Below are 26515 nucleotides of genomic sequence, written 5' to 3'. Positions count from 1 at the left end.
TACGCACTGGGGACGACCCTACCCCCCCGCCCTCTCCCAGAGGGAGAGGGAGCATGCGGAACCCGAGTCTACAGCGCCCAACGCACGGACACGTGGAGCTGGCCCGAGGGCCGGAGCTCCGCCGTGCCATCGTGCCTCGGCGCCAGCGCGAGGCCCGCTGCCCCCTCCATGCCCAACAGAAGGCGCTCGGCCAACGGATATGTCACGGAAGCGTATGGCCCCAGGCCCCAGATGAGCCCCCAGCGCGGAGGCTCCTTGATTCCGTAGATGCGCCCGGCCTGCTCCGCGTCCACCCGCCGGATGGTCTGCCTCACCCACGTCCCCTGCCCCTCGGCCCCGAGCGTGAATTCCACCGGCCCCGCATGCAGCAACCCCCCCCACCCAGCGACAGCCTCAGCTCCGTCTGCGACAGGGAGAACAACTCGCGCTCCATATAAGCGCGCGTGAAGCCAAACCGTGCGTGCGCCGAGGCCCGTGACCACCGCTGACGCAGCCCCACTTCACCAAAGTGCTCCGCCCCCATGCCGCGCACCGAGCCCGTGGACAAACCGTAGCCCGCGCTCACGTCCCAGGGGCGCAGCACCAGCGGACCGCTCCCGCGCAACCGGGCCCGCTGAAGCGGCACCCGGATGAAGTCCGCTCGCGACAGCACCCGCTCCGCGCTCCAGCCGACCCGCACGTCCGTGGCCTCCGCGAAGGTGCCTTCCGGACGCACCACCCGGTAGAGCCCGGGCCGCACCGCCAGACGCGTCGACTCGCCCCGGTACTTGCGGATCTCCGCCACCAGTTCCTGCCGGTGGTCCGCCACCCAGAGGCTCCCCTCCAGGTCCTCGCCGAGCACCAGGCTGGCCCCGAGACGCGCCGGGCGCGCCATCACCCACTCGCCCCAGCCACTCAGGCGGATGTCGAAGCCCGGGTGCTGCGTCCCCGCACCACTGCGTGTGGAAACCACGGGCGTCCGGCACGCATCCAGGATGGTGAGCTCGTCCAGGGAGTAGAGCACCGCGGTGTCCCGCACGCGCTCCTTGCACGCCGAGAGCACCTGGCCGAACCTCCGGCCACGAATCACCAGCTCGGAGCCGCGGGTGAGGGCCGGCACATCGAGCGCCATCACGGTGGAGGCCCGGGCAGCAGCGGGTGCGAGCAGGCACAAGGCCAGGGCCCAGAGCAGGTGCAGCGGAATTCCATGGCGCATCGTGTTCCTCCTGGGGTGATTCGCGTCACATCGACCCCAGGACCGAGGCAGCGGAAAAAACTGGCACCCTCTTTTTTCGCCGTGCCGCTCGCTCCCTCCCCAGGGGTGTGATCCAAAGCACAGCGGCCGAGCGCTCGTGGAGATAAGAGGGGGGAGTACCATGCCCACCCGGCATGGCCTTGCAGCGGCTGGACAGCCGCGGACCCTCGAAGGAGCAGCCGTGGCACACCGGGCGGGGTACACCCTTCACGAGCAACTCCACACCAGCCATCGCTCCACCCTCTTCCGCGCCACGCGGCTCAGGGACCATCGCCCGGTCATCCTCAAGCTCACCACCAGCGACTACCTCGACCGGCGCCGCACCCTGGAGCTGCGCCGCGAGTACGCCATCGCCCGCCGCGTCGAGGGCAACGGCATCCTCCGGGTCCTCGGCCTGGAGGAGTTCCCCGACCGGGCGGCGCTCGTCCTGGAGGACTTCGGCGGCATCTCCCTGCGCCACCTGCTGGACGAGCGCGGGCCACTGGACGTGGGCACCTTCCTGGACTTCGCCGTGCGCCTCGGCGCGGCGCTGGGACACATCCACCAGCGCGGCGTCATCCACAAGGACATCAAGCCCCACAACATCATCGTCAACCCCACCACCGGCGAGCTGAAGATCACCGACTTCTCCCTCTCGGTGGGGCTGTCGCTGGAGTGCGTCCCGCCCGAGCTGCCCACGCACCTGACGGGCACGCTGGCCTACATGGCGCCCGAGCAGACCGGACGGATGAACCGGGGAGTGGACTCCCGCGCGGACTTCTACGCCCTGGGCGCCACCTTCTTCGAGCTGCTCACCGACCGCCGCCTCTTCATCACGAGCTCGCCCCTGGAGTTGCTGCACGCGCACGTGGCCCAGGTGCCGCCCTCGCCGCGAGAGCTCAACCCCGAGGTGCCCGAGCGCCTCGCGGCCATCATCCTCAAGCTGCTGGCCAAGGCACCCGAGGAGCGCTACCAGAGCACCTGGGGCCTCATCGCCGACCTCGAGCAGTGCCAGCGCCAGTGGCGGGAGGGAAGCACGCTGCCGCCCTTTCCCCTGGGCCTCGCGGACCAGTCCCACCAGTACCGCCCGCCGCAGGGACTGCATGGACGCGACGCGGACGTGGCGCTGCTGACGCGGACGTATGCACGCGCCGCCTCCGGCCGGGGCCAGCTCCTGCTCATCTCCGGCCCGGCGGGCATCGGCAAGTCCTCGCTCGTCAACGAGCTGTACCGGGTGACCGCCGCCAGCCGCGGGCGCGTGGCCATGGGCAAGTGTGACCAGTTGCTGCACGGCGAGCCCTTCGCTGCCATCCACCAGGCCCTGCAAGCCCTGGTGCGGCAGACACTCGGGGAGGGCGAGGCGGAGACAACCCTCATCCGCGAGCGCCTCCAGGAAGTGCTCGGCTCGAACCTCGCCGCCCTCGTCGAGGCCGTCCCCGACACCCGTGCGCTGGTGGGAGAGCAACCTCCGGCCCTCCCGCTCCCCTCCTCCGAGTCCAGGAATCGCCTCTACCTCGTGCTCGCGCGCACGCTCCAGGCCTTCGCCACTCCCGAGCGTCCGCTCGCGCTCTTCCTGGATGACCTCCAGTGGGCCGACAACGCCACGCTCACCCTGCTGCAGAACCTCGCCCGCGAGGCGTCCTCCCGGCACCTGCTGCTCATCGGCACCTACCGTGATACCGAGCTCTCCCCGGAACATCCGCTCACCCACGCGCGCGACGCGCTGCGCGCCACCGGCACCACCTGGGAGCGGATCCACCTGGCGCCGCTCGGCATCAATGATGTCGCCCGGATGGTCTGCGAGAGCACCGCCGTGGAAGCCGGGCACGCGCTGGAGCTGGCACGCCTCATCCACTCCCGGACGGGCGGCAACCCCTTCTCCGTCAAGTCGTTCCTCCGCTTCCTGCATGAGCGGGAGCTGCTGCGCTTCGAGCCGCGAAGCCGCCGCTGGGAGTGGGACGTCGCCCGTATCGAGTCCCACGGGCTCCCGGAAGACATCGCCACGCTGATGGTGGCCGAGAGCCAGCGCCTGCCCGAGGAGATCCGCGCCCTGCTCCAGTCCGCGGCCTTCCTGGGCGTGACGTTCGGCTTCCATGATCTCATGGTGGCCCACGGAGCCGCGGCCGCGGAGACGGCCCGGGCCCTCTGGACGGCCATCGAGCGCAGGCTCGTGGTCCCCCTCGGCAAGGACTACGTGCTGTTAGACCCGCAGGGCGGCGCGGTGGAGCCCATGGACCTGGACGTCTCCTTCCGCTTCGCGCACGACCGCATCCGTCAGGCCGCCTATTCGTTCCTCCCCGAGGACGAGCGCACCCCGCGGCACCTGGAGGTGGGCCTGCGCCTGTACGAGGACGCCCGCGCCACCCGGACGCTCGAGGAGCGGATGTTCACCATCCTGCCGCACCTGGGCCACGCGCCCGAGCGCATCGGCCCGGACGCCCTGCGGCTGGAGCTGGCCGATCTCCACCTGGCCGCGGGACGCCGGGCGAAGCGCTCGGGCACCTACCGCACCGCCTGTGAGCTCTTCAGGAGCGGCGCCAGGCTCATCCCTCCCGCCGCCCGCGAGCAGGAGCACGAGCGCACCTTCGCGCTCCACAAGGAGCTCGCCGAGTCCCTCTATCTCACGGGAGACCTCGAGGCGGCGGCCTCCGGCTTCTCCGCCCTGCTCGCCCAGGCACGCACTCCGGCGCAACGCGCCAGTGTCCTCTGCCTGCAGGCCATCCTGAGCAGCCTCAATGACCGGCACGCGGAGTCCCTGAAGCTCGGCCTCGAGGGCCTGCGCCTGCTCGGCATCGACATCCCCTCCGCGCCCGAGGATGCCACCGTGGCCGCGGAGCTGCGAAGGGTGGAGGCCGCGCTGGAAGGCCGTCACATCGAAGCGCTGCTCGACCTGCCCCCCATGAGCGAGCCCACCGCGCAGCTCGCCGCCGAGCTGCTGGGCGCCATCGCGAGCCCCGCCTACTTCGTCTCCCAGCGGCTGCTCATCCTGCTGACACTCCGGCAGATCCGGCTGAGCCTGGAGCACGGCAACAGCCGCTTCTCACCTTATGGCTACGCCGCCTATGGCTTCGTCGTCTCGACCCTCCGCGACGACCCCGCCACGGGCCGGCGCTTCAGCCTGCTCGCCCATGAGCTCGCCACGCGCCAGAAGGATCCGATGCAGCAGGCGCGCGCCCTCTACATCCACGCGGGCTACATCGAGCACTGGACCCGGAGCGCACGCACCGGCATCCCCCAGCTCGCCGAGGCCTACAAGGTCCTGCTGGAGAGTGGAGACTGGCAGCACGCGGGACATTGCTTCACCTTCCTGAGCTGGCGGCGCCTCGCCCTGGGGGAGTCACTCCCGGAGATGCTGGCGGAGAACCAGCGCTTCCTCGAGCAGACCGCGACCCAGAAGGACATCTCCAACTTCCTGGTGCTCCAGACCCTCCGGCGGGCGTTGCTGCAACTGACCGGTACCCCGGAGGAGGAGTCCTCGAAGGAGCCCCTCCCTGGCCCCCTCGGGGCGGCCGCCATGGCCCACATCACGCAGGTGCGGCTGGAGCAGCGGTACCTGTTCCGCCAGCTCGAGGAGGCGCTCGCCCTGGCACGGGAGGGAGCCGTCTACATGCGCGCCATGCCCGGCGCCTTCCTGCTGACCACGCACGCCTTCTATTCCGCGCTGAGCGCGGCCGCGGTGTACCCGGGTGCCAGCGAGGACCGGAAGCAGGAGCTGCTGGAGGAGATGGAGCGGCAGGGGGCCTGGCTGGAGAAACGCGCCCGACACGCGCCGGAGAACTTCTCGCCCTACCACCTGCTCGTCCTCGCGGAGCTCGCCCGCGTGAAGGGGCAGCACGTCGAGGCCCACACCCGCTACGAGGAGGCCATCGCCTCCGCACGCTCCAGCGGCTTCACCAGCGTGGAGGCCATCGCCTGTGAACAGGCCGCCCGCTTCCAGGCGGAGCGCAACCGTCTTCCCCTCGCCTCCGCCTACCTGGTGGAAGCCCTCAACGCCTACGAGCGCTGGGGCGCCACGGGCAAGGTCCATCTCCTCGCCGCCGAGCAGGCCCACCTCCTTCACGCCTACAGCGCCAGCCTCCGGGCCTGGGACCACAAGCTCCAGCAGGCCGGCCTCCCGGCACTCCCCCCCACCCAGGACCTGTCCAGCACGGACTCACTCGCCGAGGTGCTCGACATCTCCTCGGTGATGAAGGCCTCCCAGGCCATCTCCAGCGAGCTGCACTTCCCCCAGCTCGCCGCCAACCTCATCGACATCCTCATGGAGAGCACCGGCGCCCAGCGCGGCGTCCTCGTCCTCCAGCGCGAGGAGGACTTCTTCGTCGAGGCCTCCGGCGAAATGGGCCACGGCAGCGCCCCCCTGCTCCCCGTGGAGCGCATGGCCCACAGCGGCGCGCTCTGCCACACCATCGCCGAGCTGGTGCTCAGCACCGGCACCCACCTGCTGCTCGACGATGCCTCCTCCCAGGAGCCCTTCCACGCGGAGCCCTACGTCTCCCGCCACCACGTCCGCTCCGTCCTCTGCGTCCCCATCCTCCACCGCAAGCAACTGCTCGGCCTCGTCTACCTGGAGAACAACCTCACCCCGGGCGCCTTCAACGCCAACCGCCTCAAGGCCGTGGGCATGCTCCTGGCCCAGGCCGCCATCTCCCTGGAGAACGCCGGCCTCTACCGCAAGCTCGAGAAGTCCCACCGCACCCTCGAGCACCGCGTCCAGGAGCGCACCGAGCAACTCCACTCCAAGAACGCCGAGCTGGAGGGCGCCCTGGAGCGCCTGCGCACCATGCAGGCTCAAATCATCACCCAGGAGAAGCTCGCCTCCCTCGGCTCCCTCACCGCCGGCATCGCCCACGAGCTGAAGAATCCGCTCAACTTCGTGAAGAACTTCTCCGAGCTCTCCCTCGAGCTGATGCAGGAGCTGCGCGAGTCCGTGGACAAGCGCGAGGACACCGGCTCCCTGCTCCAGGAGCTGGAGCGCAACCTCGCCAAGGTGTGTGAGCACGAGCAGCGCGCCAGCGGCATCATCAACGGCATGCTGCGCCACGCGCGCAACACCCGCGGCGCGCCCCGGGCCATCTCCATCAACCAGCTCGTCGAGGACGCCGTGCGGCTCGTCGACCATGGGTTGAGGGCCCGGCGTCCTCCGCGCCACGTGGCCTTCGACGTGGCCTTCGACACCTCCGTGCCCCCCTGCCACCTGGTGCCCGAGGACCTCAGCCGCGTCATCCTCAACCTGTTGGACAACGGTTGCTACGCCGCCCAGCAGAAGGCGGGACGCGAGACGGACGGTCAGCCCCGCTTGAAGATCTCCACCCGCTGGACGGGCAGCGAGGTGGAGATCCGCGTGCGCGACAACGGCAACGGCGTGCCCGCCTCGGTGCGCGACAAGCTCTTCACGCCCTTCTTCACCACCAAGCCCACCGGCGAGGGCACCGGGCTGGGCCTGTCCCTCAGCCATGAAATCGTCGTCGTGGCGCTCGGCGGCAAGCTGCGGGTGGAGTCCGAGGAGGGCCAGTACGCGGAGTTCACCGTCGTGCTTCCCGGTGAGCTCGCCCGTCCCCGGACCCGGAACTGACGTCCCCTCGCCTCAGAGGTACGTCACCGTCCCATCCGCGCGCGTGCAGGAGCCATCCTGCGCGGGGTTGCCCACGGAGCGGAGGATGTCCTCCCCCGAGGCCGGCTGCCGCCGTCCCGCCAGCTCGGAGCCGATGGCGCGCACGAGCAGGTGCTTGAGGAGCTGCACCTGGTAGCAGGGGATGTGCGGCTCCGCGTGCGAGCCGCCGATGCGCGAGTCATCCGTGAGGAAGATGTAGCGGCCCAGGGTGAGCTGGGCGGCGACGCGCATCAGGTACTCGGCCTCGTCGGCCACACCGCTCGCCGCGACCGGGTACACCTTGATGCCGGAGAGGCGGGCGCGGTTCGCCTCGCGCAGGAAGGCCTGGTAGTTCTCCGCGTGCGTCGGCGCATCCGCCACCAGGAAGGTAAGGCGCGCGGTGTTGCCGGTGCGCCACGAGAGCTGGTGGATGGCGCCCAGTCCGCGCTCCATGGCCTCGGGATAGTCGCCTCCGCCATTCGCGGACTGCTGCGCCAGCCACCCCCGGAAGGTGGACTCGGACGAGACGAAGTCGAAGGACCGCACCACGTACTCGTCGCCATCGTCGCGGTACATCACCAGCGCGAAGCGCGCCGAGACATCCGGGTAGGTGCCACGCACCAGGTCGACGATGTTCTGGATCTCCGCCTTCAGGTAGTTGATCTCATCCCCCATGCTGCCCGTGGCATCCACCACGAAGGCCACGTCCAGCTCGGTGGGCAGCACGCCGCGCGCGCCCGGCAGGGTGAGGTTCCACGCGGTGCCCTCCACCGCGGTGGTCACCGGCGTACCCGGCTGGCCAGGCGGCGGCGACACCGTCACCGAGAAGCTCCCGGAGCCCTGCGCGCCATCATACGTGGGCAGGAAGAGCAGCCGGCCGTCGCTGGCCGTGGGCGCCTCGAGCCGCTTGCCCGCGGCATCCCCCACGGTGACGCGGGCATTGGGCACGGGGATACCGTCCTCGTCGCGCACGGTGAGGATCACGCGATCCGCGCTGGGGTGCGCGGGCATGCCCTGAGGCGCCTCGGAGAGGTACGTCTGGAAGAAGGAGAAGTTGAGGTTGTCGTCCCAATCTCCGGCGGTGAGCTGCCCGGGAGTCGGGGTGGAACCGCCCTGGCCCGGATCCGGGCCCGGGCCGACCGGCGGCCCCGACATGTCGTCTCCTGAATCACTACCACCCCGGGACGGCTCGCTCGGGCTCTCGGAAAAGCCACCGCCGCCGTTTTCCGAGAAGTCGCCCAACGCACCGCAGGCCGAGAGCAGGGCCAGGGCCGCGACCAGCGCGCCGAGAACGAACGGCTTGTGTCTCATGTCTGTCTCCGGGTGAGAGCTGAGGGAATCGGGGCGGCGCGACTGCAAGCGCCTTGCCTCGCGATTCACCGACCGTACGAGAGGAAGACCCGGGAGGCGCGGAGAGCGCTCACGGTTTTCCACCACGGAAAACCGAGCGGGTAGGACGTACGTGCCCGAAAAAAAAGATCGGGGAGGAGCCACCCCCGTAGCTCCTCCCCGACCCACTTCCCCGTTACTGCCCCCGAAGGACTTCCGTGCCGCTCCCCAACAACACCCTACCCGTCAAACTCTTCCCGACCCCGTCCACCCCACCCCGACCAACCCGCCGCCCCCGACCGTCCCCTACCCCGTCCTGCCCGTCCCCAACCCCGTCCCGCTCTGCTCGACTCCGACCGACCCGCCGCCCCCGACCATCCCGCCCGTCGTACGCTTCCCAGCCCCACCCGACCTGCCCCGCTGACTTCTTGCCCAGGGAATTAGCATCACGCGTGCCAGCGGGCCCCCAGGGTCAGAGTCCTGTGATTTCAAAGACTTGCCCGCCAAGGGTGAGCGGAACCCGTCCCGGAGTCGGTAAGACTTACAGGAGAAAATTTCCGTGAGGCAGGAGCGGCGCCCGGGGATTCATCCGCACCCGAGGCCAGGAAGCGCCTCTCCCGGCCTGGGTGCTCCTGCCACCGGGCGCGCTAATAGTTCCGGTAGTCGTACACGTCCAAGACGGACGAGACGCCATTGCGGCACTGGATGAGATACTTGGCGGATCCACCGCGCGTGACGGTACTCCGCACGACGATGACCTGACCCGGGGCCAGGGCCGGAACGCTGAGAGTGCCCCCGTTCGACGGCGAGGGGCCGAAAACAGCGCCGTCCTGGCTGTACCCGGTCGCGGATTGCAAGGGGCACTCGGCGCCGCCTCCGGGAGGGCCGGGCTCGCCGGGGTCGCCCTTGTCTCCCTTGTCGCCCTTGATGCCAGGGTCGCCCTTGTCTCCCTTATCGCCCTTGATGCCGGGGTCGCCCTTGTCTCCCTTATCTCCCTTGGGGCCCTGCTGTCCGACCGTCACGCCCAGCGCGGAGTTCTCCTCCGGCAGGGAACCTCGCGAGACGCTGACGAGATAGGTCCCCGGAATGTTGAGCAGGCCAAACGGAATGGCGAGGGTCAGCGTCGTATCCGAAGCGAACACCACCGAGACGGGCAGCCCCGCGAAGACGGCGGAAGGGGCCGTCGTCCCGAAACCCTCTCCGTACACATGGAGCCGCCCCGTGGACGGCTCCGGATACACCGAGGTGATCAGCAGGCGGGTCGCCGCGGAGCTCATGGCGGGCCAGAGAGACAGGAACGCAACCGCGACCAGTGCACGGCTCCCGACAGCGAATCCTCTACGCGAGGTCATTCTTCATCCTTCATGGGACAACGGGTGAAAAACAGCGGACGCGCCGTGTACACCCGAAATCCCACCCTGGCGAGTCTTTCCCGAAGAGGAAAGACAATGACTTCTTCATCCGCCAGGACTGCCATCAATGCCTCTGACGGAGTGCTTCAAAGCTCAAAGGTTGATGTCATAGGGATTGCAATACTGGCGGACCCGGTTGCGCTCCGCCGAGGGGACCCGCCCCCACTGCGCGCGGGCATTCGCGAGGTCTCCCTCGCGGCAGTAGGCCCGGGTGAGGAGCGAGAACGAGCCCCCGGTAATCTTCGTCCGCTGGCTGCGACGGGCGAGCCGGAGCGCCTCCCTGGTATCGCCCGCGGCGAGGGCTCGCTCCGCCTCTTCCAGGTCCTTGCGCACCACCTCGGGCACATCCTCGGATGAACCCTGGCGCGAGCGAACATTTGCGGTGGTCCGCGACTCGACAGGAGAAGTGTCGACGGTGGCCGCGGTCCGTGCCTGGACGGCGCGCGCGGGCTCCTCCGGTTTGACCTCTAGAGGAGTTTCGACCGAAGGCGTTTCGGACACCGGCGGCGCCGGAGGAGGCGTCTCCTTCGCCATGCGCGCCAGCTCACCAGCGGGAGCGGCGCTCGCGGCGGGAGCGGGCGGGGAGCGCCACCACCACCCGGCGGCCGCGGCGCTCGAGAGCAACACCACCGCCCCCACGGCCACGAGCACCTTCGACTTCAGCGGGGCCCCGGAGCGCGGAGAGGCCATGTGAGCGGGAAGCTCCGCCGGGGATGGCACGGGCACGGGCACGGGCTCCGCTGGAGTCAGGGGGCGCAACGACACCGTGCGCCCCGGAGCCTCCGCCTGGGGGGCCTCGAGCGCGGCGGGGGAACCCGCTGACGTGGTCGCGACCTGGGGACGGACCTCCGGACGCAGCTGTTGCCGCGGCTTGGGGAGTGTCTGGAGCGGAGTCCCGGTCAGCTCGGCGATGAACGACGCGACATCCGGGAAACGATCCTGCGGCTTCTTCTCGAGCGCCCGGTCCACCGCGGCGATCACCGGCGCGGGGAGGTCCGGACGGAGCGAGCCCAACGGCTCGGCGGGCTCACGCACGATGCGGAAGATGAGCTCCGCCACGGAATCCGAGGAGAAGGGCGGCCGCCCTGCCAGCATCTCGTAGACGATGCACCCGAGGGCGAACTGATCCGAGCGGGCATCCACCTCGCTGTTGCGTCCCATCGCCTGCTCGGGCGCCATGTACTGCGGTGTGCCGATGAGCACGTCCTGCTCGACCTGGAGGGTCTGCGCGGTGACGAGCTTCGAAATGCCGAAGTCGAGCAGCTTCACCTGCTCGCCCACCACGCCTCCGGACTCGGTGGGCACGAGGAACACGTTGCCCGGCTTCAGGTCCCGGTGGACCACGCCCGCTTGATGGGCCGTGTGGAGGGCCGAGCCGATCTGCCTCGCGATGAAGAGCGCCTCCTGGAGAGGAAGGGGGCCTCGCCGGATCCGCCGCGAAAGGCTCATGCCGCGCAGGTACTCCATCACCAGGTAGGGAGTGCCATCCTCCATGCTGTGGTAGTCGAACACCTCGACGATGTTCGGGTGCCCGAGCCGGGAGGTGACCTCCGCTTCACGCTGGAAGCGCGCGTACAGCTCGGGCCGCATTCCCTCCGCGATGTGGAGGACCTTCACCGCCACCTGCTTGCCGGGAAGCCGGAGGTGCTGGGCCAGGAAGACCGCGCCCATGCCGCCCTTCCCCAGCTCCGAGATGAGCTCGTAGGTCTCTCGCAGGATGGTTCCAATGCGAATGGGAGCAGGGATTGGATGGGTCATGAGAGTCGCTTTTCTCCCATCAGGGTCTGACGTGGAAAAGGGCAATCGGCCCCGCTACGTCTGGTGCGGTTCGCCCGACTTCTTGGGATGTGAGGATTCTGTTTGGGAATGTGAGGATGATGATGAACGGAGGTAACTCGTGCCCCGTGGAACACCCACCCGAAGCGCCTCGAACTGGCTCGCCCCGGCCGCACTGGTGCTGATGCTCGTGGGCTGCAAACACACACCAGCGCCCCAGCCCACTCCATCTCCGACAGCGGCTCCTGCCGCGGCGCCCGTGAACCCCGGGCCCGGCATCTGGACCTACGTCCGCGGGAATGGCGAGACGCTCCGGGCGGACTACCCGGCCCCGCCCGCCCCGGGTATTGCCGCGCTGGAGCCCCCTGGGGTCAGATGACGGGCATGTCCGCTCCGCTCTCGCCCGACGTGCTCAATACCCCCGAGGGAATCGCCAACCCCTACCCGGCCTACCGGGCCTTCCAGGGCCCCAACCCGGTGCGCTACCTGCGGCTGCCCGCGGGCCCCCTCACGGGCAGGACCGAGCCGCTCTATGCCTGGGCGCTGCTCCGTCACGCCGATGTCCTCGCCGCCATCCGCGACCCCGCCACGTTCTCCTCGCAGACGCCGGCGGTGTTCAAGACGATGCCCAAGTTCGCGCTCCTGCACGATGACCCGCCGTACCACACCCGGATGCGGCGGCTCGTGAGCAAGGCCTTCAGCCCCCAGCGCATCGCCTCGCTCTCGGAGTGGATTGGCCGCCTCGCCAACGAGCTGCTCGACACCACGAGCAAGGGCCCCGTGGAGCTCATGTCCGCGTACGCCGTTCCCCTGCCCATGCGGGTCATCGCCGCGATGCTTGGGGTCCCCGACCAGGACTATCCGTCGTTCAAGCTCTGGTCGGAGGCCGTGGTCGCCTACGTCGGCATGTCCAGGGAGGAGCGCATGCGCAAGATGCAGGAGATGGCCGCCTACCTGGACCAGGCCATCGCCGCGCGCCGCACCCAGCCCGCGGAGGATCTGCTCTCCGCGCTCGTGGAGGCCAAGGTCGAGGGCGAGGCCCTCACCGACGTGGAGATCCGCGGCTTCGCCGCCGTGTTGCTCGTCGCGGGCAACGAGACGACCACCAACCTGATCGGCAACATGCTGGCCCTGCTCGCGGATCGCCCGGAGCTCTGGCGCCGGGCCCGCGAGGATCGCTCGCTGGTGGAGCCCATCATCGAGGAGGTGCTGCGCTACGAGAGCCCGGTGCAGCGCTTCCCCCGCGTGACGACCCGGCCGGTGAAGATCGGCGACGTGGAGATCGGCGAGGGGGAGATCGTCGACATCGCCTATGGAGCGGCCAACAGGGATCCCGCCGTCTTCGAGGATCCGGACACGTTCCGGCCGGAGCGCCCGACGAACCAGCAGCACCTGGGCTTCGGGCTGGGGACCCACTTCTGCCTGGGTGCGCCCCTGGCCCGGCTCGAGGCCCGCATCACGCTCAACGCGTTCCTGGACAGGTTCCCGGTGCTCGGCCGGGGGGAGGGAGCCGCGGTGCGGCAGGGGTTCGCTCCCGTGAGCCTCGGCTACAAGTCGCTGCCGCTCGTGCTCGGCTGAGCGGAGGGCCTACACCAGCGGCAACTCGAGCGTGGCCGTGGCCCCTTTGCCCGGCCCCTCGCTCTCCAGCGTGAGGCGCCCGCCCAGCTTCTGGGCCGCCAGCGCGCTGGAGTGCAGGCCCAGGCCATGCCCGTCCTCGCGCGTGGTGAAGCCCTGGCGGAAGAGCCGCTCGCGCACCTCGGGCGCGATGCCCATGCCGTTGTCCACCACCTGGATGCGCGCCATGTCCTCCCGCGCGTCCAGCCGCACGTACAGGTGGCGCTGGCCCGGGGGCAGCACGGCCATGGCGTTCTTGGCGTTGGTGATGAGGTTGATGAGGATCTGCAGCACCTTGTGCTTGTCCAACCGCGTCCGGGAGAGCCTGGAGAGCTCCCGGACGACGTTGACGCCCTGGCTCTTGAGCGCCGGCATCTGGATGCTCAGCGCTTCCTCGACGACCAGGGGCAGATCGCACTCCTCGGTGACGAGCGTGTCTCCGGCGTAGGTCTGCTGCACCTTGACGATGGCCCGGATGTGCTCGACGTGCTGGGTCGTCGCCTCCAGGCCCTCCTTCAACACGGTCTGCTCGTGGAGCAGCTCGTCGGAGAGCTCGGAGAGGTAGTCCGGCAGCAGGGAGCCGCGCGGATCCCGGGCGAGGAAGTCCGCCAGCTCCCACCGGTGCTCCTCGAGCATGCTGGCCACCTGCCTCAACCGCCCCAGGCGCGAGGTGCCCACCGTCTGGTTCATCATCTGCACGTTGACGATGGCGCTGGTCAGCACGTTGCCGACGTTGTGGAGCACGTTGTTGGCCACCTCGGCCATTCCCGCCGCGCGCGCCGTATCCACCAGCTGGGCCTGGGCCTGCCGCAATTCCCGCGTCCGCTCGTCCACCCGGCGCTCCAGCTCGTCGTTGGCGCGGCGCAGGGCGGACTCCGCGCGCTGCACGTCGGCGTACAGCCGCGCGTTCTCGATGGAGATGGCGGCCTGCGAGGCGAGCTGTCCCAACAGGGAGAGGCGCGCGGGCGTGAAGGCGTTGGTGGTGAGGCTGTTCTCCAGGTAGAGCATCCCGCGGAACTCCTCCTGGCGCAGCAGGGGCAGGCAGAGCAGGGAGCGGGCCTTCCCGCGCTCGAGCCAGGCATCCGACGAGAAGGGATGGGGCTGGGAGGCATCGCCGATGAGCACGGTCTCGCGCGTACGCTTGACGTAGGAGAGGACGGTCCACGGCAGGGGCGTCCCGTCCGGGCCGTCCGGAGAGCCGTCGGGCAACGCGCCCGAGTGGGCCACCACCGAGAGCGTGTTGCCATGGGGCAGCAACAAGGCGCCACGCTGGGCGCCCGCGTTCTCGATGGCCACCCGCAGCAACGTGGCCGCCAGCCGCTCGAGGACGATCTCCCCGGAGATGGCCTGCTGGGCCTTCACCACCGTGAGCGCGTCCAGGAGCTGCGTCGAGCTCGTGTCCGTCGTGGAGGTCACCACGACGGACGCGGAGGAGGCCACGGACGGCCATTGGGCGTCCAGGTGCCGCACCTTCCCGTGGGCGCCCCAGCGCAGGTACGCCTCCCGGGCCTTGAGTGCATAGGCCTCGGCGATGGTGGGCACCTGCCGCTCGCGCCAGTAGCGGGCCGCGAGCTCGTTGGCCAGGGCGGCGTTCTGGTGGAAGCCATGCTCGCGGGCGGACTGGACGGCCTCCTCGTAGGCGTGAAGGGCTTCCTTGTCGCGGCCCGTGAGGCGGGCGAGCTCCGCGAACACCATGCGCTCGGGCGCGCGGAAGGTCGAGGGAACGTTCTCGGCCCACTCGGCCAGTTGCCGTTGCGCCTCGCGCAGGGTCTCCAGGGCCCGCTCCCGCTCCCCGGTGCCCAGCTCGCCGAAGCAGGCGGCCAGGGACAGGGCGCGGTAGAGGTGGAGGTCCAGGAGCTGGATTTGAACGACCGCGGCCCACGAGAGCGCGGCCGCCCGCTCTCCCGCCTCGCGCGCCTCCGCGTACGCCCCGCTCAGGTAGCGCGCGCGCATCTTGAGGATCCAATAGAAGCACCGCATGGTGCTCATGCGCGCGGGTGACAGCCCGGCCTCGAAGGCCTCCTCGTCGAAGTCCTCTCCGCTCAGCGAGCCGAACGCGTTCGAGAACCCGCGCAGCTGCTGCACGTAGCGCTGGAGGTGGTGGAGGATGTGTTGCGCATCCGGGAAGCCCGCCTTGCGGACGAAGGCGAGCCGCGCGACGGACTCCTGGTAGACCTCGTCCAGCGGGTGCCCCACCGCGAGGCGGTCCGTGACGATGTTGATGCAGCAGTAGCAGGCCACCTGGAACTCACTGACCTGCAGCGCGAGCTGGAAACCCCTGCGCAGGGGCTCCAGCGTCCCGGAGAGGGGCTGGGTCCAGTAGGTGATCATCGCCATGAGGTAGATGATCCGGCTGCGGAAGGCGGTCAGGTCGTAGCGCTCGACGAGCGCGCAGGCCAACAGGCCGAAGGCATGGCCCTCCTGGTACCGATGGAAGGCGGCGCCCAGCACCGCGCCGTACCAGCCCAGGCCATAGGCGGCCGCATCGGTCACCCCGTGGCGGAGGATGAGGGAGACCATCCGGCACAGGTGGAGGATGAACAGGTTGCGGTCGAGGAAGGACGAGGGCGCGGAGAGCGCGGAGAGCACGCTGAGGACGGCCGCCATGTCCGGGTCCGTCATCCGGGGCAGGTCGATGAGGCTCGGGATGGGGCGGTCCCCCAGCAGGGCCTGGACCTCCTCGTTGGCGGCCACCACCTCCTCCCAGGAGGGGTGGGGAGACATGGGCATGCCCATCCGGGCCAGACACTCCACGAGGCAGGTGGCGGACGCCTGGACTTCACCCGCGGCGAGGTGGATGCCGCTCTTCAAGCGGTAGACGACCGCCATGTCCGCGGGGGTGCGCGCCCGGGGCAGGAGCTCCTCCAGCAGGCGGCGGGCCTCGGCGGCGTTGCCGCTCATGAGCTCGCAGCTCGCCTGGTCTCGCCGAAGCTGGAAGGCCAGCGCGGGGGCGGTCTCCCAGGGGTCTCCGGGGAGGAGGCGGAAGGCCGTGGCCAGATAGACGACGGCCGAGCGGAAGGCGGTCGAGGCCTTGGCCCTTCCGCCGGCCTCGGCGTTGAGGCGTGCCACGCGGTGGCGCTCCTCGGGCTCGATGAGCAGCTCCGCGCCGGCGTTGAGCTGGCCCACCACGTCGAAGAGCTTCTCGTGCACCTCCTCGGGAGACAGGCTCGCCAGCAGCAGGCGGCCGATGTGCAGGTGGACGGCCTTGCGCTGGTCCTCGGGGATGAGGGCATGGGCGGCCTGCTGGATGCGGTCATGCAGGAAGCGGTACTGCTCGGGGCCGGCGCACATCAGCAGGCCCTCCTGGAGCGCGGGCTCCAGACCCTTCTCCACTTCGGAGTTCTCCGCCATGTGGGAGATGACGAGCAGGATGCGCGGGGAGAAGGAGTTGCCCACGCAGGCGGCCAGCCGCAGCAGGTGCTGGGTGCCATGGGGGAGCTGGCGCAGCTTGCCCACCATGAAGTCCACGACGTTGTCGGAGTAGCCCTTCGCCCGGACCCCGTCGGCGTCCCAACGCCAGGTGCCCTCGGCCGTGCGCACCAACAGGCCGTCCTGGTTGAGCGTGAGCAGGAACTGCAGCAGGAAGAAGGGGTTGCCGCCCGTCTTCTCCCGGGCCAGTGCCGCGAGCGGTTCGACGAGGTCCGCTCCCGCGCCGGGGAGCGTGTCGGCCACCAGCCGCTGGACGTCCTCCAGCGTGAGCGGCTCGAGCGGGAGGTCGGTCACCCACGCGTTGGCCTTGCGCACCGCCTCCAGCGCCAACGAGAGCGGATGGGTGGGGCCTACCTCGTTGTCCCGGTAGGCCCCCAACAGAAGCACGGGGGGTGCCTCCGGGTGGGTGAGCAGGTGCTGGAGCAGCTGAAGGCTGGCCAGATCGGCCCACTGGAGGTCATCCAGGAACAGGACGAGCGGATGCTCGGGCGTGGCGAACACACCCAGGAGCCTGCGGAACACGCGGTTGAAACGGTGCTGCGCCTCGAGGGGCGGCAGCTCCTGGACGGGTGACTGCTTGCCGAGGATGAGCTCCCACTGCGGCACCACGTCCACGAGGACCTGGCCATGGCCTTCCAGGGTCTCGCGCAACTGCTCGCGCCAGCGCGCCAGCTCCTCGTCCGTCTCCGAGAGGAGCTGCTGCGTCAGCGCGCGGAGGGCCTGGGCCAGGGTGGAGTAGGGAATGTCCTGCTGGAACTGGTCGAACTTGCCGCTGAGGAAGAAGCCCCGCTGACGCACCACCGGCTTGTGCAGCTCGTGCACCACCGAGGACTTGCCGATGCCGGAGTAGCCGTGCACCAGGACGAGCTCCGGCCGGGCATATCGGGCAACGCGCTCGAAGCTCTGGAGCAGGGCGGCGGCCTGCGTGTCGCGTCCGTAGAGCCGCTGCGGGAGCTGGAAGCGGGTGGGCACATCGTGGACGCCGAGCGGGAAGTCCTCCTGCTCGCCCCGGAGCAGGCCGTCGCGGCACCGCTCCAGATCGGCCCTCAGCCCCTCCGCGCTCTGGTAGCGCTCCTCGGCGACCTTGGCCAGCAGCTTCAGGACGATGGCGGACAGGACGGGCGGCAGCTCCTCCACCCGCTCGTGCGGGGGCTGCGGCGCGAGCGCCATGTGGGCATGGAACCACTCGAGTGCGTCGCGCCCCTGGAAGGGCCGGCTGCCTGTCAGGAGCTCGTAGAGGGTGACCCCCAGGGAGTAGAGGTCGGTGCGGTAGTCCACCGAGCGGTTCATGCGCCCGGTCTGCTCCGGGGACATGTACGCCAGCGTCCCTTCGATCAGCGACGCCTGCGCCGCGTCCACGTGCTCGACGAGCTGGAGGCTGGCGATGCCGAAGTCGATGAGGTGCGTCTCGCCCGAGGGCGTGAGGATGATGTTGGAGGGCTTGATGTCCTTGTGGATGATGCCCCGGCGGTGGAGCTCCGCGAGGGTCGAGGCCAGGGAGATGGCCTGCTCCAGGACCCGGAGCGCGGTGAACGGCTCGCCGGTGAGCTCGGACAGGGGGATGCCCTCGATCTCCTCCATCAGCAGCACCGGGCGATCCTGGAGCTGCTCGCAGGCGATGGCCCGGGAGACCCCGTGCACGTCCCGGAGCCGCTGGAGGATGCCGAACTCGCGCTGGTAGCGCTCGCGCTCACGGGGGCCGGGCGAGGAGGCCACCGGCGTCTTGAGGATGAGCGGAAGCCCGTCCTCGTCGCGCACGGCGTGGAACAGCAGGCTCATGCCAGTGGACTTGACGACTCCTCGCGGCGTGTAACCTGGGATGTTCAGCATCTCGGGCGTCCGGGGCTGGGAGCTGCCCGCCCGGCGACTCCACCCTCATGGGGGAAGCACAGATGGGAACAGACCCGGGGGTGATCCGCAACGAGGGAGTGCACTCCTGGGGCGCGCCCCCTCCCCCGCGAAGCGACCGCATTCGAGCAGGCCAGCGGCTCGGCGGGCCCGCCTGATGCTCGAGGAAGCGGTCCCACCACCCTTCGGCGAACGGAGAGACGGTGAGCACGTAATCGCCACACTCGGGGTATGGCCCGGGCAGGTCAGGAAGAGGAAGGCTCCTTCGCCGGGGATTTCCCACCCACCACCTCCCCGGAGAACGGGCGGAAGCGCTCCGCGGACAGGCCGTAGCCCTCGAGCCAGCGGTAGAGCTGCTGCCGCGAGCACCCCAGGTGGCGCGCCGCCTGGGTGACCTTCCCCTGGAAGCGCTCCAGCACCGCCTCCAGCTCCGCGGCCCCCGGCACACGGAGCGTGGACGGGGCCTCCGCCTCGCGCCCGGGCACGGGCGATGGCACCGGGCCCTCGCCCAGCGCGCGCTCCGAGGCCAGCGCCTGCTCCAGCCGGGGGCTCAGCTCCAGCGGCGCTCCCGGCTCCGCCCCCACCACCGCCATCGACAGGAAGTTGTACAACCCCCGGACATTGAGCGGCCACGGGTGCAGCAACAGCGCCTCGAGCAGCGCCACGTCGAGCACCCGTCCCGCCTCGCCGAGCCGCCCGAGCAGGTGGTGGATGAGCAGCGGCAGATCCTCCCTCCGCTCGCGCAGGGGCGGCAGGACGAGGCTCCACTGCGCCAGCCGTGCGTAGAGATCGGCCCGGAAGCGCCCCTCGCGCACGGCCACCACCAGGTCCCGGTGCGTGGCCGCCACCAGCCGCACGTCGATGGGCACCTCGTGCGCCGCGCCGATCGGCCTCACCGTGCGCGTCTCGAGCACACGCAGCAGCTTCACCTGCAACCCGGGCGGCATCTCGCCAATCTCATCCAGGAAGAGCGTCCCCTGCTCCGCCACCCGGAACAGCCCGTCGCGGCTCGTCACCGCCCCGGTGAAGGCGCCTCGCACGTGGCCGAACAGCTCGCTCTCGATGATGCCCTCCGCCAGACCGCCGCAGTTGAGCGCCACCAGCTTCCCCGGGCGGCCGCTCCCCCGGTGCAGCGCGCGCGCGGCGAGCTCCTTGCCCGTCCCCGTCTCCCCGGTGATGAGCACCGAGTTTCCCCGCGGTGCCACCGCCGCGAGTGCCTGATGGACGGCCCGCATCGCCGGACCCTCACCGATCAACTCGGGCTCCGCCTCCGCCGGGACCGGGCCGGCCGGGCGCTCGGAGAACAGCAGCAGCGTGCTGCCCAGGCGGATGACGTCCCCCGGCCGCAGCGCCACGGGGCCGCTCACCACCTCGCCATTGAGGCGGATGCGGTTGCGGCCGCCCAGCTCCTCCAACCTCCATCCCCCCTCCCCGGGAGAGATCCGGCCGTGCTCGCGCGACACCCGTGGATCCACACGGCCATCGTCCGCCGCGAGCGTGAAGCGCCCGAGCAGCATCCCGCCAGGCGCCAGCGCCCAGCACGTCCGCCCGTCGAGCACGCCGCACGAGGCCATCAGGCACAGCCTCCACCCCGTGCCGCGCCCCTCCCTGGAGCCGCCCTCCGGGCCGGTGGGTTGGGTGCCGGTCTGCTGCGTCTCGGCCTGATCCGGGAGTGAGGTGCCCAAGCGCGGGAAAGCATGCCACACGTCCGCGAACGTCCGCGAACGTCCGCGGACACCGTCTCCAGAGGCTCCGGGCGAGGGGCCCTCCGGTTCTCCCCTCTGGAAGGCCCCTGGTACGGCGATTGCTCGGGCCCCAGACCTCGGGACGCTCCAGGCGGAGCCCGTCCTGCATCTTCAGGGAGACATCAATGACGACAACGACGGATGGGTGCTGGGTCCAGTTCTATGACGGTGAGAATGAGTCGGGCGGAACGCTGCGTTTCGATGGACCGATCAACGTCGCGGACATGAATGATTACATCTTCTCCACGGGCGAGAAGGGCGGCGACGAGCCGGACTCCCTGGTGATGGGCTCCCGGGCGTGGATCCAGGTCTTCACGAAGGACGACTACGGCGGCAGCCAGGCCTTCTTCTACCCCAACCAGAAGATCGACTCGTTGGATGACTACGGTGTGGGAGGGAAGATCGACAGCTTCAAGCTGTTCGACTCCCAGCCGTCGTGGTTCCCGCCGCCCAGCACCGTCAACTGGGCCGTGGAGAGCAGCAACAGCGTCGTCTCGTCGCTGTCCATCAACAACTTCTTCCGCACCGCGCTGGGCTCGGCGCTGATGCTCGTGCCCACGGTGGGCGGCGCGCTGAAGACCCTCCTCTACGGGCTCTGGCCGGATCCGCGCACCAACAAGGAGCAGGCCTGGGCCTGCTTCCAGAACTACATCAGCCAGGTGGTGGGCACCATCTACCAGCAGATCATCACCACCGGCCTGAGCGACAAGCTCTCGGGCCTGTACAACCTGACCGTCGCCTATGCGGACGCGACTCCCGAGCGGCGCCAGTCGACCTTCGCCGCGCTGCTGGCGGATCTGCAGGTGCAGGAACCCTTCTTCGTGAACCTGAGCTCGGCGCGAAACACCCTGAGCTTCTTCCTGCCCTTCGGCTCGCTGATGCTCATCACGCTGCGCGAGCAGATCCTCTTCTATCAGGACATCTATGGCGTGCCGCTGGACCCGGATGAGCGGCAGAAGCTGGTGAATGCGCTGCAGGCGAAGATCGACGCCTACCAGTCGGCCGTGAACACCGCGCGGAGCCAGCTCCTGAGCCAGCGCGCCGCCATGGTGACCCTCCTGGACGAGAGCTCCATCACCTCCGACATGTGGATCCCCATCGATACCTACAGCGGATGGCGGGGGACCCAGGAGTTCGGTACCGGCGCCAAGAACAGGGCCCAGTATGCCGCCAACCAGCACTCGGAGGCCGAGACCAACGCCCTGGCCTACAGCCTGGACCAGAACATCGCCCAGACGCAGCTCTGGAGCTGGATGAACCCCGACAACACCACGCCCATCCAAGCGCCGTCGATCATCTATCTCGACGGGCCCTACGGCAGCTACCAGAGCAGCACCGCCTTCAGCGCCGTGGCCGGAGCCGGCAGCTCCATCACCCGCGTGGTGGTGATGGCGGGCTCGCTGATCGACAGTCTGGAGGTATTCATCGACGGCGTCTCCACCGGCCGCAATGGCGGCAGCGGCGGTGCGCCCAACACGCTCGAGCTGGCCTCGGGCGAGACCATCGTCCGGGCGAACGGCTACTCCTCGGGGTTGCTCAACGAGCTCGGCTTCACCTCCAGCAGCGGCCAGTCGTTCCTGGCGGGCAGCCTCAATGGGACGAACGGCACCACGGGGACCTTCACGTCGGAGGCCCCCTCGGGCACGGCCAATGGGCGGCTGGTGGGCATGTCGGGCTACAGCGACAACGGCACGAGCTCGTCGTCCAACCTGAAGGTGCTGACCTTCCACTGGTACTGCACGCTGCCCCTGCCGGAGAAGCCCGAGCAGGGGATCGGCACGACCGAGGGCGTCGGCCAGCCCGCGCGGACGAAGGTGGCGTAGAGCGCCGGGACGGGAGCCCTCCGAGGACAGGGGCGCGAGGCGGGCGCTATAGTCGGCTCGCGGATGACGCACCCTGACCTCGGGCCCTACCGGATACTGGGAACGCTGGGCCGGGGAGGCATGGGGCAGGTGTTCCGGGGCCAGCACCGGGAGAGCGGACAGCTCGTCGCGCTCAAGACGGTGCGGGCCCCCTCTGCCCTCCACCTCTCCAGCCTGCGGCGTGAGGTGCGGGCACTGGGCCAGGCGCGGCACCCGGGGCTGGTGCGCATCCTCGACCAGGGCGTCGAGGAGGGCCGTCCCTGGTACGCCATGGAGCTGCTCCACGGGCGCACGCTGCGCGACGTGATGGCCGGTGGCGGGCACACCCCCGCGGACGGCGAGCCCACCCTGCCCACCGGAGAAGCACCACCTGCTGCCGCGCGGCCCCCGACCCACGGCCCTCGGGAGTTCGCGCGCCTCGCCCCGCTGCTCGCGCTGCTGCGCGACGTGTGCGCACCGCTGGCGGCCCTCCACGGCGCCGGGCTCGTCCACCGGGATCTCAAACCGGAGAACATCTTCGTCACCGAGCGCGGCGCCCCCGTGCTGGTGGACCTGGGAATCGCCGCCCGCTTCAGCGGCGCCTCGGGCCGCGAGTCCTTCACCTCCGGCGATGAGCTGCGGGCCATCGGCACGCGCCCCTACATGGCGCCCGAGCAGCTCGGGGGCGAGCTGGTGGACGCGCGCACCGACCTCTACGCGCTGGGCGTCATCCTCTACGAGTGCCTCACCGGACAGCGCCCCTTCTCCTCCCCGGGCCCCGGAGGAGTGCTCGCGCGGCACTCCGGACAGCGGCCACTCGCGCCGTCCCTGCTCGTGCCCGGCCTGCCTCCCGAGCTGGACGGCCTCGTGCTGCGCCTGCTGGAGCCGCGGCCCCGCGCCCGGCCCGGTTACGCCGAGGATGTGGCCGGGCTCCTCGAGCAATGGCTGGGGGAATGGGGGCATGCCTCGCCGCGCGAGGACGCGGGCCGCGCTTCCGCCCCTCACGTCCGGCCCTGGCTGTACCGCCCGGAGCTCACCGGCCGCGAGCACGTCCTCGGTGGGCTCGAGGTGGCGTTGGAGCAGCTCCAGCACGAGGGGCGCGGCGGGCGCGTCTATCTCGGTGGCGCGAGCGGCGTGGGCAAGACGCGGCTGGTGATGGAGCTCGCCCGGCGCGCGATGGGGCGGGGACTGACGGTGGTGAGCTGCCCCTGCCGGCCAGGGGACACGCTCTCTCCTTCGCCCCTCTCCCCCGCACCGCTCCAACCCTTCCGGCCGCTCCTGCTGGCGCTCGCGGATCGCTGCCGGGCGGGCGGGGCTTCGGTGACCGAGACGCTGCTCGGTCCCGCGGGACGGGTGCTCGCCGCCCATGAACCGGCCCTGGGAGCACTGCCTGGCATGGAGCGCTACCCCGAGCCCCCGCCGCTGGACGCCACCAGCACGCGCCTGCGGCTCTTCGACGCGCTGGGCTCGGCGCTCGTGGCGCTCGCGGCCCATGCGCCGCTCGTGCTGGTGATGGATGACCTCCAGTGGGCGGATGAGCTGTCGCTGGGCTTCCTGCGCGGCGCCGGCCTGGGTCCGCTGGCCGAGGCCCCCGTCCTCCTCCTCGGCACCTACCGGAACGGAGCGCCCGGCGGGAGGCTCTCGTCCATTGTCGAGGCGGCGGGAAGCACGCATGTGGAGCTGGACAGGCTGGACGACGGCAGCGTCCGCGCCATGGCCGCCAGCATGCTCGCCCTGCCAGAGGTGCCCGCGGACATCGGCGGCTTCCTCACCAGCGCGGCCGAGGGCAACCCCTTCTTCGTCGCCGAGTGCCTGCGCGCGGCGATCGACGGGGGCGCCCTGGCGCGGGAGCGGGATGGGCGATGGCGCTTCCTCCCCGGAGCCCCGGGCGGTGCACAGCCTTCGCTGCCACGCTCGCTCTCGGAGCTCCTCTCCGGACGCATGGACGCGCTCGACGCACCGGCGCGGGCGGCCCTCGAGGCGGCCGCGGTGCTCGGCCATGCCTGCGAGGCGGAGCTGCTCATCCGGCTCGCCGGGCTGGAGGAGCCGGTGGCCTCCGATGCGCTCCGCTCGCTGTGCCTCCGGGCCCTGCTCGAGGAGGAAGAGGGCCAGCTCCACTTCGTCCACGAGCGGCTGCGCGAGACCGTGACCACGAGCCTGCCACCCGCCCGGCGAGAGGCACTCCACCGGCGCGCCGCCCTGCTGCTGGAGGGCGCGGGCCCGGTGCACGACGGCCTCCTCGCGGCCCTGGCCGTCCACCACGCCGGGGCCGGGGCTCACGACCGCGCCCATGCCAGCTTCGTACGCGCGGCCGAGCACGCCCGGCGGACCTACGCCCACGAACAGGCTGCCGCCTTGTACCAGGCCGCGCTCCGGGAAGCGGAGGCGCACCCCGGCCCACTGCCCACTGGCACCCGTATGCCGCGCGCGCTGTGGGAGCACCTCGGCGAGCTGCTCGGTGTGCTGGGGCGCCAGGAGGAGGCACGAACCGCCTACGACCAGGTGCTGCGCGAGCTCCCCGCCACGGAGGCCCTCGCGCGGGCCCGGCTCCACCGCAAGCTGGGCAAGACCTGGGAGCCCCACCACCGGCACGAGGAAGCGCTGGCGGCCTTCGACCGGGCGGAGCACTGCCTCGGTGAGACGCCCCAGGCCCTGGAGGAAACGGCCGCGTGGTGGCAGGAGTGGGTGCAGCTCCAGATCGAACGCATCTCGACGTACTACTGGACCGCCAACACGCCCGCGCTGGAGGCGCTGGTGCAGCGCGCCGGGCCCGGGGTGCGGGCCCGGGGAACCCCCTTGCAGCGAGCACGATTCTTCCAGTCGCTCGTCCAGCGCGACCTGCGGGCCGATCGCTACGCGGCCTCGGCGGAGACGGTGGAGCACGCCCGGCGCAGCGTGCTGGCGCTCGAGGAGAGCGGGGAGCGCGTCGAGCAGGCCACCGCGCGCTTCACGCTGGGCGCCGTGCTCCTCTGGCATGGGGCGCTCGAAGAGGCCGAGACCGTCATGCGGGCGGCGCTCGACGAGGCGGAGCGGCTCGCGCACGTCCCCCTCCAAGCGCGGTGCACGAGCTACCTCACCCAGTTGCACCGGCAGCGCGGGCGGACGGGCACCGTGCAACGGCTCGCGCCGAAGGCGGCGAAGGTGGCCCGGGCCTGCCAGATGGCCGACTACGTCGCCGCGGCCGAGGCGAACCTCGGCTGGGTGGCCTGGTGCGAGGGCCGGCACGCCGAGGCGGAAACGCTCTGCCAGGCGGCCCTGGCCCGCTGGGCGCCCCTCTCGCTCGTCTTCCCCTTCCAGTGGATGGCCCGCTGGCCCCTGCTCGCCCTGGCCCACGCACGAGGCGATTCCAGCGCCGCCGTGGACCACGCCCGCGCGCTCCTCGAGCCCCAGCAGCAGCGGCTCCCCCCCACCACCCGCGCGCTCCTCGAGGAGGCCGTGGCACGGCATGACCAGGCCCACCCCGCGGCATCCGCGGCGCGGCTCGCCGAGGCCCTCGAGCTGGCCCGCGGCCAGGGCCAGCTATGAGAGGATGCGCGCTGGCAAGCAATCCCTCACACGAGCCCCGCACGAAGGAAGGCCCATGTCGCCCAGGTTCAGCTTCAAACCAACGGTCAACGTCGACGTGAACGGAGAGACCGTCTGGACGATCACCGACACGAACACCAACGCCTGGAGCTGGTCGTGTGCACAGGAGGGCGCGCCGATCGTCGAGCTGCGTCCCCAGCCCGGTGGCCTGAGCTGCGCCATCAGGGGACTGCGGCCGGGGGAGGCCACCGTCACCGCGACCCGGAGCGACGGCTACCCGCTGACACAGGCGATTGGCGTGGGCCTGATGTTCGTCTACGCCCCCGACGGCAAGCTGTACGCGGTCTCGACGGCGAGCTTCGTGGAGGTGGACCAGACGAGGATGAGTGGCCAGCCCATCCCCACGTTGGAGGAGATGAGCGAGCAGGAGGCCTACTACGTCCCGCCCGGGACCGAGGGCGCGGCGGCCATCAACGTCACCTGCTACGTCATCAACCTCGGCTACGTGCAGCAGACGGACGTGTGGACACCGCCTCCCGCCTCTCCGAAGAAGGACGCGTAGCGCTCACTCCCGCGCCACCGGAACCCGCGGGACGAAGCGGGCGCCTCCCTCGGAGCGGTTCTCCGCCAGGGGGACAGGTGAAAGCCCGAGGAGAGACGGCTACAGTCGCACTCTCCATACCCCGCCGGAGAGTGCTCCGGCAGACGTCAGGTCCCAACACATGGTGATTCATCGCCTCGCGGAAACCCCCGAGCTGAACAACGCGCTGCTCGTGGGTTCCGCCGTGCTGTTCTCGTTGCTCTCCATCTGGTTCGTGCTCGGCATCTCCAGCCTCCTGCTGCGTCAGGGCATCCGAGCGAGCGGTATCAAGTCCCTGGCCTCCCTGGGTGAGGGCATCTACAAGCAGGGGCGGCTGCTGGCGGCCGTGCTGTCCATCCCCATCGCCCTCGCGGGGATCGGCGTCCTCGGCTACGCGCTCTGGCGGGGGGCGGATCTGCAGCCCTGGTTCGAGTCGACGCTGCGGGAGTTCACCCCCGACATGCTCAAGGCCCTGGGACGTGGCGCGGTCCTGGTGGTGCTGATGCTCATCGGCTTCTACACGCTGCAGCGCAGCGGCCGGCGCGTGATGACCCGGCTCGAGCAGAAGCTGCGCGAGCGCCAGCTCCCCGAGTCGCAGCGCATCCACGTGGAG

The 26515-nt window shown here is 70.5% G+C and carries 12 protein-coding genes and 1 pseudogene; 6 read left to right on the top strand and 7 right to left on the bottom strand.

Annotated elements, in window-relative coordinates:
• Window positions 1-68: 68 nt before the first annotated feature.
• Together Q664_RS49395 and Q664_RS49390 are read right to left on the bottom strand one after the other, a co-directional pair.
• Window positions 69-314, bottom strand: a complete 246-nt coding sequence (locus Q664_RS49395) for a hypothetical protein (RefSeq protein WP_043413884.1) — start codon at window positions 312-314, stop codon at window positions 69-71.
• On the bottom strand, window positions 311-1195 hold the full coding sequence (locus Q664_RS49390; protein ID WP_043413880.1) for a hypothetical protein: 885 nt from the start codon (window positions 1193-1195) through the stop codon (window positions 311-313). The genes Q664_RS49395 and Q664_RS49390 overlap by 4 nt, the downstream gene beginning before the upstream one ends.
• Before the next feature lie 220 nt (window positions 1196-1415).
• Between Q664_RS49390 and Q664_RS49385 the strand changes: the two genes are divergently transcribed.
• Window positions 1416-6785, top strand: coding sequence for a trifunctional serine/threonine-protein kinase/ATP-binding protein/sensor histidine kinase (locus tag Q664_RS49385; RefSeq protein WP_043413878.1), 5370 nt, complete (start codon window positions 1416-1418; stop codon window positions 6783-6785).
• 12 nt (window positions 6786-6797) lie between these two features.
• On the opposite strand, the gene Q664_RS53840 is transcribed toward Q664_RS49385, so the two are convergent.
• The 3 genes from Q664_RS53840 to Q664_RS49370 all read right to left on the bottom strand — a co-directional run bounded on the left by Q664_RS53840 (window position 6798) and on the right by Q664_RS49370 (window position 11302).
• Window positions 6798-8114 (bottom strand): vWA domain-containing protein, encoded by a 1317-nt coding sequence (locus Q664_RS53840; RefSeq protein WP_084610985.1) that lies wholly within the window; start codon window positions 8112-8114, stop codon window positions 6798-6800.
• Window positions 8115-8779: 665 nt separating this feature from the next.
• Window positions 8780-9409: a hypothetical protein gene (locus Q664_RS60365; protein WP_043413875.1), complete on the bottom strand. Its 630-nt coding sequence runs from the start codon at window positions 9407-9409 to the stop codon at window positions 8780-8782.
• Window positions 9410-9637: 228 nt separating this feature from the next.
• Window positions 9638-11302, bottom strand: coding sequence for a serine/threonine-protein kinase (locus Q664_RS49370; RefSeq protein WP_043413873.1), 1665 nt, complete (start codon window positions 11300-11302; stop codon window positions 9638-9640).
• Between the two features lie 402 nt (window positions 11303-11704).
• On the opposite strand from Q664_RS49370, the gene Q664_RS49365 reads away from it, so the two are divergent.
• On the top strand, window positions 11705-12898 hold the full coding sequence (locus Q664_RS49365) for a cytochrome P450 (protein WP_043413891.1): 1194 nt from the start codon (window positions 11705-11707) through the stop codon (window positions 12896-12898).
• A 9-nt stretch (window positions 12899-12907) separates the two neighbouring features.
• On the opposite strand, the gene Q664_RS49360 is transcribed toward Q664_RS49365, so the two are convergent.
• Both Q664_RS49360 and Q664_RS53830 read right to left on the bottom strand, forming a co-directional pair.
• A complete protein-coding gene (locus Q664_RS49360; RefSeq protein WP_043413871.1) occupies window positions 12908-18193 on the bottom strand; it encodes a trifunctional serine/threonine-protein kinase/ATP-binding protein/sensor histidine kinase in 5286 nt (1761 codons plus the stop codon).
• A gap of 263 nt (window positions 18194-18456) precedes the next feature.
• Window positions 18457-19896, bottom strand: a complete 1440-nt coding sequence (locus tag Q664_RS53830; RefSeq protein WP_235217183.1) for a sigma 54-interacting transcriptional regulator — start codon at window positions 19894-19896, stop codon at window positions 18457-18459.
• 185 nt (window positions 19897-20081) lie between these two features.
• Between Q664_RS53830 and Q664_RS49350 the strand changes: the two genes are divergently transcribed.
• The 4 genes and pseudogenes from Q664_RS49350 to Q664_RS49335 all read left to right on the top strand — a co-directional run.
• Window positions 20082-21779 carry a jacalin-like lectin gene (locus Q664_RS49350; protein ID WP_043413868.1) on the top strand — a complete coding sequence of 566 codons (1698 nt, stop codon included), beginning with the start codon at window positions 20082-20084 and terminating at the stop codon, window positions 21777-21779.
• Between the two features lie 63 nt (window positions 21780-21842).
• Window positions 21843-25322 (top strand): serine/threonine-protein kinase, encoded by a 3480-nt coding sequence (locus Q664_RS49345; protein ID WP_075207731.1) that lies wholly within the window; start codon window positions 21843-21845, stop codon window positions 25320-25322.
• 55 nt (window positions 25323-25377) lie between these two features.
• Window positions 25378-25884, top strand: coding sequence for a hypothetical protein (locus Q664_RS49340; protein WP_043413865.1), 507 nt, complete (start codon window positions 25378-25380; stop codon window positions 25882-25884).
• Window positions 25885-26044: 160 nt separating this feature from the next.
• Window positions 26045-26515 (top strand): annotated as a pseudogene (locus Q664_RS49335) (mechanosensitive ion channel family protein); the annotation flags it as partial.

The sequence above is a fragment of the Archangium violaceum Cb vi76 genome (assembly GCF_000733295.1).
Taxonomy (GTDB): Bacteria; Myxococcota; Myxococcia; order Myxococcales; family Myxococcaceae; genus Archangium; species Archangium violaceum.
The sequence above is the reverse complement of the archived record's forward strand: the minus strand, read 5'-3'. Positions and strand labels throughout refer to the sequence as shown.

Coding starts and splice junctions, on each gene's coding strand:
- Q664_RS49390 (WP_043413880.1), bottom strand. CDS start 1,195: ATGCGCCATGGAATTCCGCTGCACCTGCTCTGGGCCCTGGCCTTGTGC.
- Q664_RS53840 (WP_084610985.1), bottom strand. CDS start 8,114: ATGAGACACAAGCCGTTCGTTCTCGGCGCGCTGGTCGCGGCCCTGGCC.
- Q664_RS60365 (WP_043413875.1), bottom strand. CDS start 9,409: ATGAGCTCCGCGGCGACCCGCCTGCTGATCACCTCGGTGTATCCGGAG.
- Q664_RS49370 (WP_043413873.1), bottom strand. CDS start 11,302: ATGACCCATCCAATCCCTGCTCCCATTCGCATTGGAACCATCCTGCGA.
- Q664_RS49365 (WP_043413891.1), top strand. CDS start 11,705: ATGTCCGCTCCGCTCTCGCCCGACGTGCTCAATACCCCCGAGGGAATC.
- Q664_RS49360 (WP_043413871.1), bottom strand. CDS start 18,193: ATGCTGAACATCCCAGGTTACACGCCGCGAGGAGTCGTCAAGTCCACT.
- Q664_RS49350 (WP_043413868.1), top strand. CDS start 20,082: ATGACGACAACGACGGATGGGTGCTGGGTCCAGTTCTATGACGGTGAG.
- Q664_RS49345 (WP_075207731.1), top strand. CDS start 21,843: ATGACGCACCCTGACCTCGGGCCCTACCGGATACTGGGAACGCTGGGC.
- Q664_RS49340 (WP_043413865.1), top strand. CDS start 25,378: ATGTCGCCCAGGTTCAGCTTCAAACCAACGGTCAACGTCGACGTGAAC.